General features: G+C 67.1%; 9 protein-coding genes. 4 read left to right on the top strand and 5 right to left on the bottom strand.

The window, feature by feature from the left end; translation table 11 throughout:
* The first annotated feature begins 5 nt into the window (after positions 1-5).
* Positions 6-434: a hypothetical protein gene (locus N4264_RS24505; protein ID WP_261694827.1), complete on the top strand. Its 429-nt coding sequence runs from the start codon at positions 6-8 to the stop codon at positions 432-434.
* Here N4264_RS24505 and N4264_RS24500 read toward each other — a convergent pair.
* The 5 genes from N4264_RS24500 to N4264_RS24480 form a co-directional block, all read right to left on the bottom strand.
* Complete coding sequence (locus N4264_RS24500) at positions 398-967, bottom strand: hypothetical protein (protein WP_261694826.1); 570 nt, start codon at positions 965-967, stop codon at positions 398-400. The genes N4264_RS24505 and N4264_RS24500 overlap by 37 nt on opposite strands.
* 175 nt (positions 968-1,142) lie before the next feature.
* Positions 1,143-2,888 (bottom strand): bifunctional sulfate adenylyltransferase/adenylylsulfate kinase, encoded by a 1,746-nt coding sequence (locus N4264_RS24495; RefSeq protein WP_261694825.1) that lies wholly within the window; start codon positions 2,886-2,888, stop codon positions 1,143-1,145.
* Between the two features lie 133 nt (positions 2,889-3,021).
* On the bottom strand, positions 3,022-3,744 hold the full coding sequence (locus N4264_RS24490) for a phosphoadenylyl-sulfate reductase (RefSeq protein ID WP_261694824.1): 723 nt from the start codon (positions 3,742-3,744) through the stop codon (positions 3,022-3,024).
* A complete protein-coding gene (gene cysI, locus N4264_RS24485) occupies positions 3,741-5,420 on the bottom strand; it encodes an assimilatory sulfite reductase (NADPH) hemoprotein subunit (RefSeq protein ID WP_261697700.1) in 1,680 nt (559 codons plus the stop codon). The genes N4264_RS24490 and cysI overlap by 4 nt, the downstream gene beginning before the upstream one ends.
* An 11-nt stretch (positions 5,421-5,431) precedes the next feature.
* On the bottom strand, positions 5,432-7,237 hold the full coding sequence (locus N4264_RS24480) for an assimilatory sulfite reductase (NADPH) flavoprotein subunit (RefSeq protein WP_261694823.1): 1,806 nt from the start codon (positions 7,235-7,237) through the stop codon (positions 5,432-5,434).
* 542 nt (positions 7,238-7,779) lie between these two features.
* Between N4264_RS24480 and N4264_RS24475 the strand changes: the two genes are divergently transcribed.
* The 3 genes from N4264_RS24475 (at position 7,780) to N4264_RS24465 (ending at position 14,366) form a co-directional block, all read left to right on the top strand.
* On the top strand, positions 7,780-10,473 hold the full coding sequence (locus N4264_RS24475; RefSeq protein ID WP_261694822.1) for a fibronectin type III domain-containing protein: 2,694 nt from the start codon (positions 7,780-7,782) through the stop codon (positions 10,471-10,473).
* Positions 10,474-10,569: 96 nt separating this feature from the next.
* On the top strand, positions 10,570-13,431 hold the full coding sequence (gene glnE / locus N4264_RS24470; RefSeq protein ID WP_261694821.1) for a bifunctional [glutamate--ammonia ligase]-adenylyl-L-tyrosine phosphorylase/[glutamate--ammonia-ligase] adenylyltransferase: 2,862 nt from the start codon (positions 10,570-10,572) through the stop codon (positions 13,429-13,431).
* Entirely contained in the window at positions 13,428-14,366 is a 939-nt protein-coding gene (locus tag N4264_RS24465; protein ID WP_261694820.1) for a glutaminase, read from the top strand. The genes glnE and N4264_RS24465 overlap by 4 nt, the downstream gene beginning before the upstream one ends.
* The last annotated feature ends 5 nt before the right edge of the window (positions 14,367-14,371 follow it).

Here is a 14,371-nt window from a genome sequence, read left to right as displayed (position 1 = left end):
AGACCATGAGCACCCAGATCGTTCGCACCATTCCGATCCTGCTGTCGATTGCGCGTATTCACGAGGGCGGCAACGCCGGCAATGGCCGCTACTTCTTCACCTTCGATCCCCACCCGGTGCAGACGGGCGACACGGCGGCGATCCTGGATTTCCAGCTGTCCAAGGAGACCCCCAAGGATCTGGTCATCGAAAGCCTGATCAGCAGCGACGCCCTGCAGCAGCTGGGCGAACCGCTGATCGATGCAGACCGGCGCCGGGTACAGGTGGAGAACCGGAATACGGCGCCCTACCTGATGCAGCTGGCACTGGTGGTACGCGACAACCTGACCGGCGAGGTGATCGTGTGCGATCCGCAGGTGGTCAACACGCCGCCCCATGTGCGTGCGGAGCTGGCGGCTCAGTCGCAGGAATCGCGTCCGAGTATCCGTTCGTAAGTGGAAACATCTTCGTCCCGGGCATGCCCGGGACGGTCACTTGCGCTGGCGGCGTGGATGCGACGGCAGGCTTCGGCACGCGCGATCGGACGGCCGGTGACGGCGAGGTCACCGCTGCCACTATTCCTGCGCCGCCGGGATGACTTTCCAGCGCTGCGCAGGTCGGCGGGAATCGTCGCCGGGCAGCCCACGTGCTGGTAGAACACTTCACCATTGCTGGCGCGGCATTCGTAGGAGACGGCGGCCGCCACGGGCCTGGATCGCGCCGGGCGGGTTACCACACGCGGCAGCAGCGCCGGCCGCTGCGGCCAGCTGTGTGTGTGCGGTCGCGCAGCCGTGTCAGCGGGCGTCACCTCGCGCGGCATCCAGCCGACCGGCAGTTCCTGGTTGTCTGCCGGGCAGGCGATGTCCTGGTATGTCACGTGCCCGTCGGCGCGCTGGCATTTGTGGATCGGCGTGGCGGCGATGGCGCCATCCGGCTGGCAGGCGATGGTGGCCAGCACTATTGCCAGCAGTGCGATGCGTCGATGCATGGTGGACTCCTTGTGGGGGCCACCAGCGTAGGCGTGTGCGAAATGCGGCGAATCCGCGGGAATCCTGCAGATTCCTCGGAATTTTCAGATTCTTTCCGTACCAGGACGACGACGCCCGGCACAGGGGGCCGGGCGTCACGTCATTCGGCGGGGCAATACCGCTGAATAGGGAGGGTCAGTCGACCAGCCAGCCGCGATTGCGCAGATGCGCCAGGATCTGGTTGGCCAGCGCGCCGGCGTCGGCGGTGCTGGTGTCGAAGGACAACTCGGGATTGGCGGGTACTTCGTAGGGATCGCTCACGCCGGTGAATTGCGGAATCTTACCGGCACGGGCCTGCGCGTACAGGCCCTTGCGATCGCGGGATTCGCATACGTCAATCGGCGTAGAAACGTATATCTCCACAAAAATACCATGTTGTTCGACGAGGCGGCGGATTTCCGCCCGTGTGTCGGCGTATGGTGCGATCGGCGCGCAGATGGCGATGCCGCCGTGCTTGACGATCTCGCTGGCCACCCAGCCGATGCGCGTGACATTCGCGGCGCGGTCCTCGCGTGAGAACCCCAGTCCCTTGGACAGGTGTTTGCGCACCTCGTCGCCGTCGAGCAGCGTGATCGGCCGGCTGCTGCGTTCCAGGAGCTTGGCGATCACCGCTTCGGCGAGCGTCGACTTGCCCGAACCGGAAAGACCGGTGAAGAGCAGGGCCACACCCTTCTTGGCGCCCGCGGGGTAGCGTTCGCGCAAAATGTCCACCACTTCCGGGAAGGTGAACCACTCGGGAATGTCTTCGCCGGTCTGCAGGCGGCGGCGCAGCTCGGTGCCGGAGATGTCCTTGACGACGTCGTCGGGGCGCACTTCGTTGGACGGCACGTAGGTATCGCGATTGGCGGCATAGACCATCGCCGGGAACGGCACGATGCGGATGCCGATTTCCTGCTGGTGGCGTGCGAGCAGTTCCTGCGCCGCGAAGGGATCGTAGAAGGGCTTGCCGTCGCGATCGTTGCCGGGGCCGGCATGGTCGCGTCCGACGATAAAGTGCGAGGCGCCGTAGTTCTTGCGGATGATGGCGTGCCATACCGCCTCGCGCGGGCCGCCCATGCGCATGGCCAGGGGCAGCAGCGACAGCGTCGCCTCGTTGCGCGGATAGTGCTTGAGCAGGGCGTGGTAGCAGCGCACGCGGGTGTAGTGGTCGACGTCGCCGGGCTTGGTCCGGCCGACCACCGGCTGGATCAGCAGGCGTGCCCCAACCTGCTCCGCCGCGCGTAGCGTCAGCTCGCGATGGGCGCGGTGCATCGGGTTGCGCGTCTGGAAGGCGACAATCGTTTCCCAGCCGTTCCGGGCGAACCAGTCGCGCAGTTCGCGCGGGGATTGGCGCAGTTCGGCGAAGTCGTAGTGCTGCGGCGGCTGGATGCCTCGCAGCGTGCCGCCCACATAGACCGGATGACTGCGCTCGAGCAGGTCGGCGACACCGGGATGGGTGGTATCCGTGGTGCCGAAGACCTCGCGGGCTTCGCGCAGCTTGTCCGGAAAATAGATGTCCTGCACGTCCAGCACGGCCAGGGGCACGCCCTGGGAATCGCGCAGCGCGATCTCGGCACCGACCTGGATGCTGGCGGCGAATGCCTCCGATACATCCAGCGTGATCGGCATCGGCCACAGCGTGCCGTCGGCCAGGCGCAGTTCCTGGACGACGCGGTCATAGTCGCGCCGGGTCAGGAAGCCTTCCAGCGGCGAGAAGGCACCGTTGAGAAGCAGTTCCAGGTCGCACAGCTGACGGATGGAAAGGTCCCAGCCGGGCAGCGTCGCGCTGCGCTGCTTGAGGGCCGCGCGTTCGGCGGCGGGAACGTAGAGCTCCTTGAGCACGCCGCCGTGCGGCGCATTGAGGGTATCGACGAGTTGCGGAGCAAGAGCCGTATGGGTCATGGGAATCAGCCGTGGGCGAAGTCCGGCTTCGGTGGCCGGATGCAGGTATTCGGGGTTTGGACGCCGCGTGGCGGCGCTATTGCCGTGCCAGCGCGTGCGTCAACATCGCCATGCGGCGGCAGCACGCGCGGAATCAGATTTCCACATGGATACCGCACTCCCGCTTCAGGCCGAAGAAGCGTGTGTCTTCTTCGCGCATGCCCGGCTCCCAGCGCGACGTGGTGTGCACGTCGCCGATCGAGACATAGCCCTCGTCCCACAGCGGGTGGTACGGCAGGTCGTGCTGCTGCAGGTAGACGTAAATGTCGCGATCGGTCCAGTCGACCAGCGGATGGAACTTCCAGCGTCCGTTGCGCAGTTCCAGCACCTGCGCGTCGCTGCGCGAGCGGGCCTGTGCGCGGCGCAGGCCGGCGAACCAGGTGCGGACGGCCAGGTCCTCCAGCGCGCGCCGCATCGGCTCGACCTTGCGCAGGCGGTTGTATTCGTCAATTCCCTGGACGCCGTTCTCCCACAGCCGGCCGTGGCGGGCCTCCATCCAGGCTCGGCTGATATTCGGGCGATAGACCTTGAGATTGAGTTTGAGCCGTTCGGCCAGCTCGTCGGCGAAGCGGTAGGTTTCGGGGAAAAGGTAGCCTGTATCGACCAGGATCACCGGGATATCCGGCGTCTGCTGGGTCACCAGATGGAGCGAGGCGGCTGACTGCGCACCGAAGGACGAGGACAGCGCCCGGCTCTGCGGCAGGCTGGCCAGCGCCCAGGCGACACGGTCCTGCGCGCTGAGCGCATCGAGTTTCTGGTTCAGTTCGGACAGCGCGCGGGCGTCTTCGGCGGCGCTGATCAGGTCCGGAAAGTTCATGCACGTATCTCCAGCGGAATACCGGCCTTGGCGGCCACGATGCCGCTGCGGACGAGGAAGTCGCCGAATCCTTCATCGGCTTCGCGCTCGGCGGCATAACGCGCGAACAGGCCGTCCAATGTGTCGAGAATGTCGCTCTCGCCACTGTTCTCTTTGTACAGGCGGTTCAGGCGCTGGCCGCGGTGATCGGCGCCGAGCATCAGGTTGTAGCGGCCGGGTGCCTTGCCGACCAGGGCAATTTCACCCAGGTAGGGGCGCGAGCAGCCGTTGGGGCAACCGGAAATGCGCAGATTGATCGGCGTGTCCCGCAGGCCGTGCGCAGCCAGGCGTGTCTCGACCTGGGTCAGGAAATCGGGCAGGTAGCGCTCGGCCTCGGCCATGGCCAGCGAGCAGGTCGGCAGCGCAACGCAGGCCAGCGCGTTGAGACGCACGGGGCTGGCCGTACGGAAGCCGTCCAGGCCGTATTCGGTGACCAGGGCGTCGATGCGCGCCTTGTCGCTGTCGGCGACAGCGGCGATGACGAGGTTCTGGTTCGGTGTGAGACGGAAATCGCCCGTATGGATGCGGGCAATTTCACGCAGGCCGCTCAGGTGACGTCGCTCGCCGCGGTCGGCGATGCGGCCGGCCTCGATGCGCAGGGTGAGGTGCCAACGGCCGTCGTGGCCCTGGACCCAGCCAAAGCGGTCGCCGTTGTGATCGAAATGGAACGGTCGTACCGGCGCAAGGGCGAAGCCTGCGCGGCGCTCGACTTCGGCCTTGAACGCGTCGAGGCCATGATCATCGATGGTGTACTTCAGGCGCGAGCGCTTGCGTTCGCTGCGATTGCCCCAGTCGCGCTGCGTGGTGATCACGCCTTCGGCGACGGCAATGACCTGTTCCGGCGTCACGAAGCCGATGACATCGGCCAGTCGCGGATAGGTGGTCGGATCGCCGTGGGTGGCGCCGAACCCACCGCCGACGGTGACGTTATAGCCGACCACCACGCCGTTCTCGACCACGGCGATGAAGCCGAGGTCGTTGGCGAAGATGTCGACGTCATTGACGGGTGGCACGGCGAACGCGGTCTTGAACTTGCGTGGCAGGTAGGTCGCGCCGTAGATCGGTTCGTGCTCGGGCGTACCGGCAACCTGCTCTTCGTCGAGCCAGATCTCGTAGTACGCCCGCGTCTTGGGCAGGAAGTACTCCGACAGCGCCTTGGCCTGCTCGTACACGACCGCGTGGACCTGCGATTCGAGCGGATTGGCCGCCGCCAGCACATTGCGATTGACGTCGCCGCAGGCGGCGATGGTGTCGATCAGGCTGCCGTTGATGGCTGCCAGTGTCGCCTTGAGTTCACGCTTGATCACACCATGGAACTGGAACGCCTGCCGCGTGGTGACGCGCAGCGTACCGTTGGCGTAGCGCGTGGCGATGGCGTCGAGCTTGAGCCACTGTTCCGGCGTCGCGATACCGCCGGGCGTACGGGTACGGATCATGAAGCTGTAGTCCGGCTCCAGCTTCTGCTGGCGCCGTTCCTCGCGCACGTCGCGGTCGTCCTGCTGGTAGCTGCCGTGGTACTTGATCAGTTGCGTGTCGGATTCGCGCAGCGCGCCGGTGACGGCGTCGGCCAGGCTTTCCTTGAGCGTCCCGCGCAGGTAACGGCTTTCGGATTTGATCTTTTCAACGGGGGAAGGCAACGCGCTCATCGTCAATACACGTCTCGGGCGTAACGGCCCTGTTGCTGCAACTGGTTGATATACGTTTCGGCGTCTTCGCGGCTCTTGCCGCCGTGGCTCATGGCCACTTCGATCAGCGCGTTGTGCACGTCCTTGGCCATGCGCGTGGCGTCACCGCAGACGTATACGTGCGCGCCGGATTCAATCCACGCGTAGAGCTGGCGGCCCTGCTCGACCAGGCGATGCTGCACGTAAACTTTTTCCGCCTGGTCACGCGAGAAGGCGAGGTCCAGCCGGTGCAGCGAGCCGTTCCTGAGCGCTTCCTGCCACTCGGTCTGGTAGAGAAAGTCCGACCGGAAATGCGGATTGCCGAAGAAAAGCCAGTTGCGGCCCGTAGCGCCGATGGCCTGGCGTTCCTGTACGAAGCCGCGAAACGGTGCCACGCCGGTGCCGGGACCGATCATGATCACGTCGCGGGCGGTGTCCTTGGGCAGGTGGAAGCGATCGTTGTGCTCGATGAAAATCGGCAAGGCCGCGCCTTCGTCGCTGGCGGCCAGCTGGTGCGACGCCGCTCCCCAGTGCGTGCTGCCGAAGGCTTCGTACTGCACGTGCGCGACGGTCAGGTGCGCTTCGTCGCCGACCAGGCGCTGGCTCGAGGCGATCGAGTACAGGCGCGGCGCCAGCGGGCGCAGGGCGGCGACCAGTTCCTCGGCGGACCACGCCGCTGGAAAGGCACGCAGCAGGTCGATGATCTGGTACTCACCGAGCAGGCGCGTCAGCGCCGGTGCGTGGTCGGGTGAGAGGATCCGGTTGAGTTCCGCATCACCGGCATGCGCCGCGTGCTGCGCGACAAAGGGACGCGCCAGCTTGGTCAGCTCGCGGCGGCTGGACAGCCATTCGCGCAGCGACAGCGTGACCTCGTCGTGCGTGACGGGCGTATCGCCGTTGAGTTTCTGCGCATCGAGCACGGCGTCAACCAGTGCCGCCGGATTGCGCGGCCACAGGCCCAGCGCGTCACCCGGCTCGTAACGCAGGCCGGAACCTTCCAGCGACAGTTCGACGTGACGGATGTCCTTGTCGCTGCCGCGGCCGGTCACGCGCTGATTCTTGATCAACTCGGCGGCGAAGGGCTTCTCACGCGAGAACGCGGGCGCGGCGGGCGGACGCAGCGGCGTGACTGTCGCCAGCGGCGCAGCGCCCTTGGTCGCTTCGCGCACGGCGGTGAGGGCCTGCTCCAGCCAGGGCTTGGCGATGCTGTCGATGTCGACGTCTGCATCGCCGCGTGCGACCAGGCGCCGCGCACCGAGCGCCGAAAGGCGCTCATCGAGCTGGCGTCCGATGGCGCAGAATTGCGGATAGCTGCTGTCGCCCAGACCCAGCACGGCGTACTGGAGTTCGGGCAGTTCCGGCGCGCGCTTGCCGGCAATGAATTCGACCAGGCCGCGGGCGTCGTCCGGCGGATCGCCATCACCCTGGGTGCTGATCACGATGTAGAGCAGGCGCTCGGCCTTGAGTTCACGCGTCGGGTAGGCGTCGGCGCGCAACAGACGCACCGCGATTCCGGCGGCTTCGGCCTTTTGCGCCAGCTGCTCGGCCAGGCGCTTGGCGTTGCCGGTCTGGCTGCCGTACACGATGGAGAGCTTGAGCGCGGGCGTTGCGTCCTTGGCCAGCGCCGCGTTGACGGCGCGTGGCAGCGATGCCGGCTGCGAAGCGAGCCCGGCGGCATAGCCGGACAGCCACCACAGGGCGCTGCTGTCGAGACCGTCGACCAGCCGCAGCAGTTCGCCGGCCTTGGCTTCGGGCAGCGGAATGAGTGGAAGAGCGGCGTTGGAGGACATGGCAGCACCGAATCATTTGGACGTCTAAACGCCAACTGACAGGGGATGCTAGGGATCGGTGCGGGGCGGCGGAAAGGATGGGGGGTTATTCGGTTATGCCGCCGCGACATGTGCCATTCCGGTTTGGAATTAGCTTTGCAGATCAATCGGTTGGATATGGGGCGGCGGATTGCCTGGGTGGCTGGCACCACTTTGGCACGATGTCGACGGGGGCAAGGGCGGCCGGACACTGCGCTCCGTGCTGCGCTGCCGCGTGACTCCGCAGGACGGATCGCCACAATCCGGCCGCGCGGGCCACAGAGCCTGCGGGGAGGGAACCCGCCGCGGGCGACTGCGGCGGGTTTTTTTATGCCCTTGTGCGCGGATGCGTGGCGTAATGTCTATTTGTTGCACTGTAGCGTAATTATCCTTGGCGCCGCCGGAGTGGACCGATCCGGCCACAGCGTCCGGCGTCGTTTGCACGCGCCGGCAATCGAATGACGTCCGACCTCGCTGGCCGCCCGTGGCCGGCGCGGGCGTCTTCATCGCAAAGGGAGATGACAGTGCGCAAAAGTATGTTTGCCGGCCTCGTGCTGGCAGGGCTGTTTGGCATTGGGGGACAGGCATCGGCGTCGGGGATGGCGCCCGATCGCAGTGCCATCGGCTTTGAGGCCCTGGACCTGGCTTCGATCGCCGCGGAAGACGAACGCAACGACCGGAAGGGCGAAGCGTTCCGGTTTGCCATTGCGCGCGCCGTCGCGGTGAATCCCACGGCGGATGGCCTGTGGTCATCGCGCGCCGACGGGTCGCGGCAGTGGCAGTTTGACGTCCACACGCCGGACGCGGTGCATCTCAACTTCGGCTTCAACCCGTTCCAGTTGCCGGCCGGTGCGTCGCTACGCATCGTGTCCCGCGATGGAAAACAGGTGCTGGGCCCGTTTACCGAGCGGGACAACAACCCGTCGGCGCAGTTGTGGACACCGATACTTCCGGTCGCCGAGGCGCGCGTGGAACTGGTCGTTCCGGCCGGGAAGGAGGGCGAGGTCAAGCTGGGCCTCGTGCACATCGGGCAGGGCTATCGTGGCTTTGGCGCGACGGCGAAGTACTGCCGTTCGGGCGCCTGCAACATGGACGTGGCCTGCCTGGGCAACAACGACAGCTGGAATCAGCCGCGCCGGTCGGTCGCCGCCTATTCCCGCAACGGCAGTTTCGCCTGTACCGGTTCGCTGCTCAACAACACGGCCAACGACCGGCGCATGCTGTTCGCCACGGCGACGCACTGCGGCGTGAGCTCCGATTCCGTCGCAGCCACCCTGGTGGCCTACTGGAACTACGAGTCGGCCAGCTGCCGCACGCCGGGTTCGCAGGCGAGCGGCACATCGGTTCCGCGACCGACAACGACATCCACCGGCGCTCGCTTCCTGGCGCAGACCGGCAGCCCCTTCAATGCGCAGATCGGCAGCGCGTTCAACTCGGACTTCACCCTGGTGGAGTTCCTGCAGCCGGCCAATCCCGCACACAATCTCTACTGGGCCGGCTGGGACCGGCGCGACCGCAGCCACACCTGCACCGCGCCGGCGAACCTGGTATCGACCGAAGGGCTGTGTGCCAGCATCCATCACCCCGGCGTGCAGGAAAAGCGCATCACCTTCGTCGAGCAGACGATGGAAGTTTCCAATTTCTCCGGTGGCCAGAACAGCCACCTGCATCCGTACTGGGACCCCACGCCGCCGCTGCTGCCGGGTATCACGCCGGCGCCGACCACGGTGGTGCCCAACGTGACCGAGCCCGGTTCCTCCGGTTCGCCGCTCTACAGTGCCGACAAGCGCTTCGTCGGCGTGCTCAGTGGCGGGCCGTCCCAGTGCGGCTCCACCGGCGGTGACCTGTCGGATTTCTACGGCCGGCTTTCCAACGCCTGGGAGGGCGGTGGCACGCCGGCCACGGCGGTGAAGTCGCACCTGGATCCGGTCACCGGTGGCGCAGCGGAATTCCTGGACGGCGTGAGCCAATGCACCTTGCCGGCGGCACCGACAGACGTGGCTGCGGCGGTGGACGGCGCCAACCGCGTCGCGGTCACCTGGACGGCCGTGCCTGGCATAACGCGTTATCGCATCCTGCGTTCGACCGGTGCCTGCCCCGGCGCCACCTTCGTGCCGGTCGGCGATGTGGAAAATGCCACCCGCTTTGTCGACACCACGGTCTCCGGCGGCACGACCTACAGCTACAAGGTGACGTCCTACGACACAACCCAGCCCTGCGAATCCGTGCTCAGCCAGTGCTCCAACGCCGTGGCGACGGGCGTATGTACGCTGGCGCCCGCATTCACGGGCCTTGGCGCCGCCACCAATGCACACACTGCCACCTGCGCGGCGCAGCTGAGCTGGGCCTCGGCAACCCCCAGCTGCGGAGCGGCGGGGCAGATGCGCTACAACGTGTTCCGTTCGACCAGCGCGAACTTCACGCCGTCGGCGGACAACCTCATCCGTTCGTGCGTCACGGATACACAGGTTACCGACACCACAGTTGCCAACGCCACGCGCTACTACTACGCGGTGCGTGCCGAGGACATCAGCGGTTCCGGCAACGGCCTGTGCGCCAGTGGTCTGCAGGATACGAACACGCAGCGTCTCGACGTACGGCCGACGGGACCGGACATCGTGGCCTTCGGCGATGACGTGGAAGGGGCTGCTTCCTGGGTCACGGCGGGCACCGGCCCCGCCAACGGCGGATTCAGCGTCGTCACCGATCATGTCCATTCGCCCACGCGTGCCTGGCATTCGCCGGATCCGGGCGAGGTGCAGGACCGCACCCTGACCCAGATCACTCCCGTCACCGTGCCGGCCGAGGGCGGCGTGCTGCTGGAGTTCTGGCACCGCTACGAGCTGGAGACGGCCTACGACGGTGCGGTGCTGGAATACTCGCTCGACGGCGGAACGACCTGGACGGACATCCTTGCGGCGCAGGGGCCGGTGCCCGCGAACGCCAATCGCCTCATCGAAGGCGGCTATAACGGGGCGCTCAATTCCGCCGGCGCGTTCCCGGGGCGCAACGCCTGGCATGGCGCACACCTGGAATGGAGCCGCGTCCAGGCCGACCTGGCGGATTTCGCCGGACGCATCGTGAAGCTGCGCTTCCGTACAGGCAGCGACAATTCCGTCGGCCGTGACGGCTGGTGGATCGATGACGTACGCCTGTTCTACGGCAGCAGCTGCAGCGTTGGCGCCGACCTGATCTTCCGCAACGGCTTCGAACCATAACCCTCGGCTCTATCGGAAGTGCCGGCCTCCCCGCTGCGGGGAGGCCGGACCGGGGTATTACATCCGGCACGCCGGCCAAGGCTACAATCGGCCTTCATGCCCACGACCGTCGCGCCTTTCGCAGGCCTCACCGAATCCCGCTACAGCCATCTGCTGGCGCGCTGCCGCGAATGCGGCGTTCCCTTCTATGACGATGCCGGCGTTGCCGAGCAGCTGCAGCGCGTGCTGCTGGCCAGCGACTTCGCCTACGACTGCTTTTCGCGCGATCCGGCGCTGATGGCGCCCGATGCGTTGATGCTGATGAGCGATCCGCGTCCGGCGGATGCGCGGGTTTACCAGCTCGATGCCACTGAACGCGACGAGGCGCGCCAGATGAGCGCGCTGCGCCGCTTCCGCAAGCGCGAGGCGCTGCGCCTGATCTGGCGCGACGTCAACGGACTGGACGAAGTCGCCGATACGCTCGCTGGATCGAGCACGCTGGCGGAAACCTGTATCGAACTGGCGCTGCGCTACGCCGAGGCGCACCTGGGCGCCCGCCACGGCTCGCCACGTGACAGCGCAGGCAAGGCACAGCGCCTGGTCGTGCTGGGCCTGGGCAAGCTCGGTGGCGGCGAGCTCAATTTCTCCTCCGACGTCGACCTGATTCTCGCCTACGCCGAGAATGGACAGACCGACGGCGCGCGTGTCGTGGACAACGAAACATTTTTCGCGCGCGTCGGACAGCAGATGGTCAAGCTGCTGGCCGAGGTGACCGCGGACGGCTACGTCTATCGCGTGGACCTGCGCCTGCGCCCGTTCGGCCATTCCGGCCGCGTGGCCCTGTCGTTCGCCGCGATGGAACAGTACTACCAGCGCGAAGGCCGCAACTGGGAGCGCTACGCGTGGATCAAGGCGCGCCCGGTCGCTGGTGACCTGGGGGCCGGCAAGCGCCTGACCGAGACGCTGCGGCCGTTCGTCTACCGGCGCTATCTCGACTACACCGCTTTCGCCGGTTTGCGCGAGATGAAAGCGCTGATCGACGCTGAAGTGGCGCGCAAAGACCTGACCGACAATCTCAAGCTCGGCCCCGGTGGTATCCGCGAAGTGGAGTTCATCGTGCAGCTGCTGCAGATGATCCGCGGTGGCCGTGAGCCCAGCCTGCGCGTGCGCGGCCTGCTGCCGGCACTGGCGGCCTGCGAGCAGCTGGGCCTGTTCGATCGGGCCCGCGCGGCCCAGCTGCGCCAGTCGTACCTGTTCCTGCGGCGCGTGGAGAACCGGCTGCAGATGTTGCGCGACGAACAGACGCACGCCCTGCCGGGTGATGCGGATCTCGTGGGGCGCATTGCCCGCGCGCTGGACTTTCCCGATGCCGACGCATTCGGACGAGCCTTGACCGTCGAGCGTGCCATTGTTGCCGAGGAGTTCCGCCAGCTGCTGGCGCCGCTCACGCCCGAAACGCATTCGCCCACGCCGGACAGCTGGATCACGCTGTGGCGCGCGATCGATGCGGACGGGAACGGCGATACCACGGCCGCACTCGAGGCCGCCGGTTTCGTTCCCGGCGAGCCGGTGCGCGAGGCGCTGGTGGGACTGGCGCGATCACCGTCGGTCCGCGTGATGGCCGCCAGTTCGCGCGAGCGTTTCGATCGCCTGATGCCGCAGCTCCTGCAGGCCGCTGCCGCGACGCGTGTACCTGCAGCCTGCCTGGAACGCCTGGTGCGCCTGCTGCACGCGATCGTGCGTCGCGCCGCCTACCTGGTGCTACTGGATGAGCAGCCCGGCGCACGGCGCCGGCTGATCGCGCTGTTTGCCGACAGCGCCTGGCTGGCAGAGCGCGTGATCGCCCATCCGCTGCTGCTGGATGACCTGTTCGACCCGCGTCTGGAGCAGGTGCCGGTCGACCGCCGCGCCATCGAGGGTGAGATCGCCCGTCGCGTCGCCACGCTCGACGAGGCCGACGCCGAGGCAGAGATCGAGGTCCTGCAGGAGCTCAAGCACAGCCTGGGTTTCCGTCTGGGCCTTGCGTTCCTGGCGCGGCGTGCGGATGCGGTGCAGACGGCGCGACGAATGGCCGTCCTGGCCGAATCGATCATTGCAGCCGTACTGGCCCAGGCCGAGCGCGATGCAATCCGCCAGCATGGCCGGATGCCCGGCCATGCCACCGATGGCAGCGGGCTGGGCATCGTCGGCTACGGGTCGCTCGGGGCGGCCGAGCTGGGATTCGCTTCCGACCTGGATCTCGTTTTTCTCTATGACGAAAGCCTGGGCCAGGCCGAAAGCGACGGCCCGCGTCCGCTGGATGGCCAGCGCTACTTCGCGCGTATCGCGCAGCGCGTGGTGCACCTGTTGACCACGCTCACGCGTGCCGGCCGCCTGTATGAAGTGGATGTGCGCCTGCGTCCGGATGGTGGCAAGGGCCTGCTGGTGACCAGCGTGCAGGGATTTGCCGACTACCAGCGCGAGCGGGCCTGGACCTGGGAACACCAGGCCCTGGTGCGGTCGCGCTTCCTCGCCGGCGACCCGCAGCTGGCGCTTCGTTTTGACCAGGCGCGCAGCGCGGTGCTCGGGCAGCCGCGGCAACCTTCCGAAGTGCTGCGCCATGTCGCCGATATGCGTGCGCGCTGGCGTGCCGAACGCGACCGGTCCAACGCGGTGGAGCTGGACCTCAAGCAAGGGGCCGGCGCGCTGCTGGATATCGAATTCCTGCTACAGGCACTGGTGCTGGCACATGCGGCGGATCACCGCGAACTGCTCGCCAGCAGTGACAGCGGCGGGCTGATCCGCGCGGCGGCGAAGCTGGGACTGTTCGACGAACCGCAGGCCACGCAGCTGCTGGCGGCTCACGCCTGCCTGCTTGAGCGGGCATTGACCTGCACGCTGGACGCGCGCCCCCGCATCGCGCCGCGCGACGACGCGCTCGACGAGGCCACGACGGTCGTCCTCGAAGTGGCCCATTCCGTTGGCCTGGCCGTGCGGTGAACGCCTCGTCTCTGCAGGCGCTGATCGACGATATTGTCGCCGCGACGCGCTCGCGCTGCGACGAAGGCGCGGTCGCCGATTACATCCCGGCGCTGGCGAAAGTACCGCCGGACCGGCTGGGCATGGCGATCGCCACGCTCGACGGCACGGTGCTGCGGGCCGGCGATGCCACGGAACCGTTTTCGATCCAGAGTATTTCAAAGCTGTTTGCGCTGACCCTGGCGCTGCGCCGGGAAGGCGAGTCCTTGTGGCGGCGGGTTGGCCGCGAGCCTTCCGGTACGCCGTTCAATTCGCTGGTGCTACTGGAGCGGGAGCAGGGTATTCCGCGCAACCCCTTCGTTAATGCCGGTGCCCTGGTCATCACGGACGTGCTGTGCCAGCGCTTCCTGCAGCCCGAGCGCGCGGTGCTGGAGTTCATCCATGGCCTGCTTGGCCGGACGGATGTCGCCATCGACGCGGGCGTGGCACGTTCGGAGCGGCAGCACAGCGACCGCAATGCGGCCATTGCGCATTTCATGCGCAGCTTCGGCAAACTGGGCAGCCAGCCGGCGACGGTGCTCGATGCCTATTGCGCCCAGTGCGCGATCGCCATGAGCTGCGCGGACCTGGCGCGCGCGAGCCTGTTTCTCGCGGCCGACGGTCGTGATCCGCTGGGTGGATCGCCGGTGGTGGATGCACTGGCGGCACGGCGCATCAATGCCCTGATGCTTACCTGCGGCGCCTACGATGCAGCGGGGGATTTCGCCTGTCGCATCGGTCTTCCGACCAAGACCGGCGTGGGCGGCGGCATTCTCGCGGTGGTGCCGGGACGCATGAGCCTGTGCGCCTGGTCGCCGCGGCTGGATGCGAACGGCAACTCGATCGCGGCAGCGGCAGCGATCGAGCGCTTTGCGGCGGAAACGGGCCTTTCGATTTTCGGTGCCAGTGTCGCGTAGCAGCG

Origin of the sequence: Tahibacter amnicola (genome assembly GCF_025398735.1) — a bacterium.
GTDB classification, from domain to species: Bacteria; Pseudomonadota; Gammaproteobacteria; order Xanthomonadales; family Rhodanobacteraceae; genus Tahibacter; species Tahibacter amnicola.
Note: the sequence above shows the minus strand (reverse complement) of the source record. Positions and strands in the feature narration are given on the sequence as shown.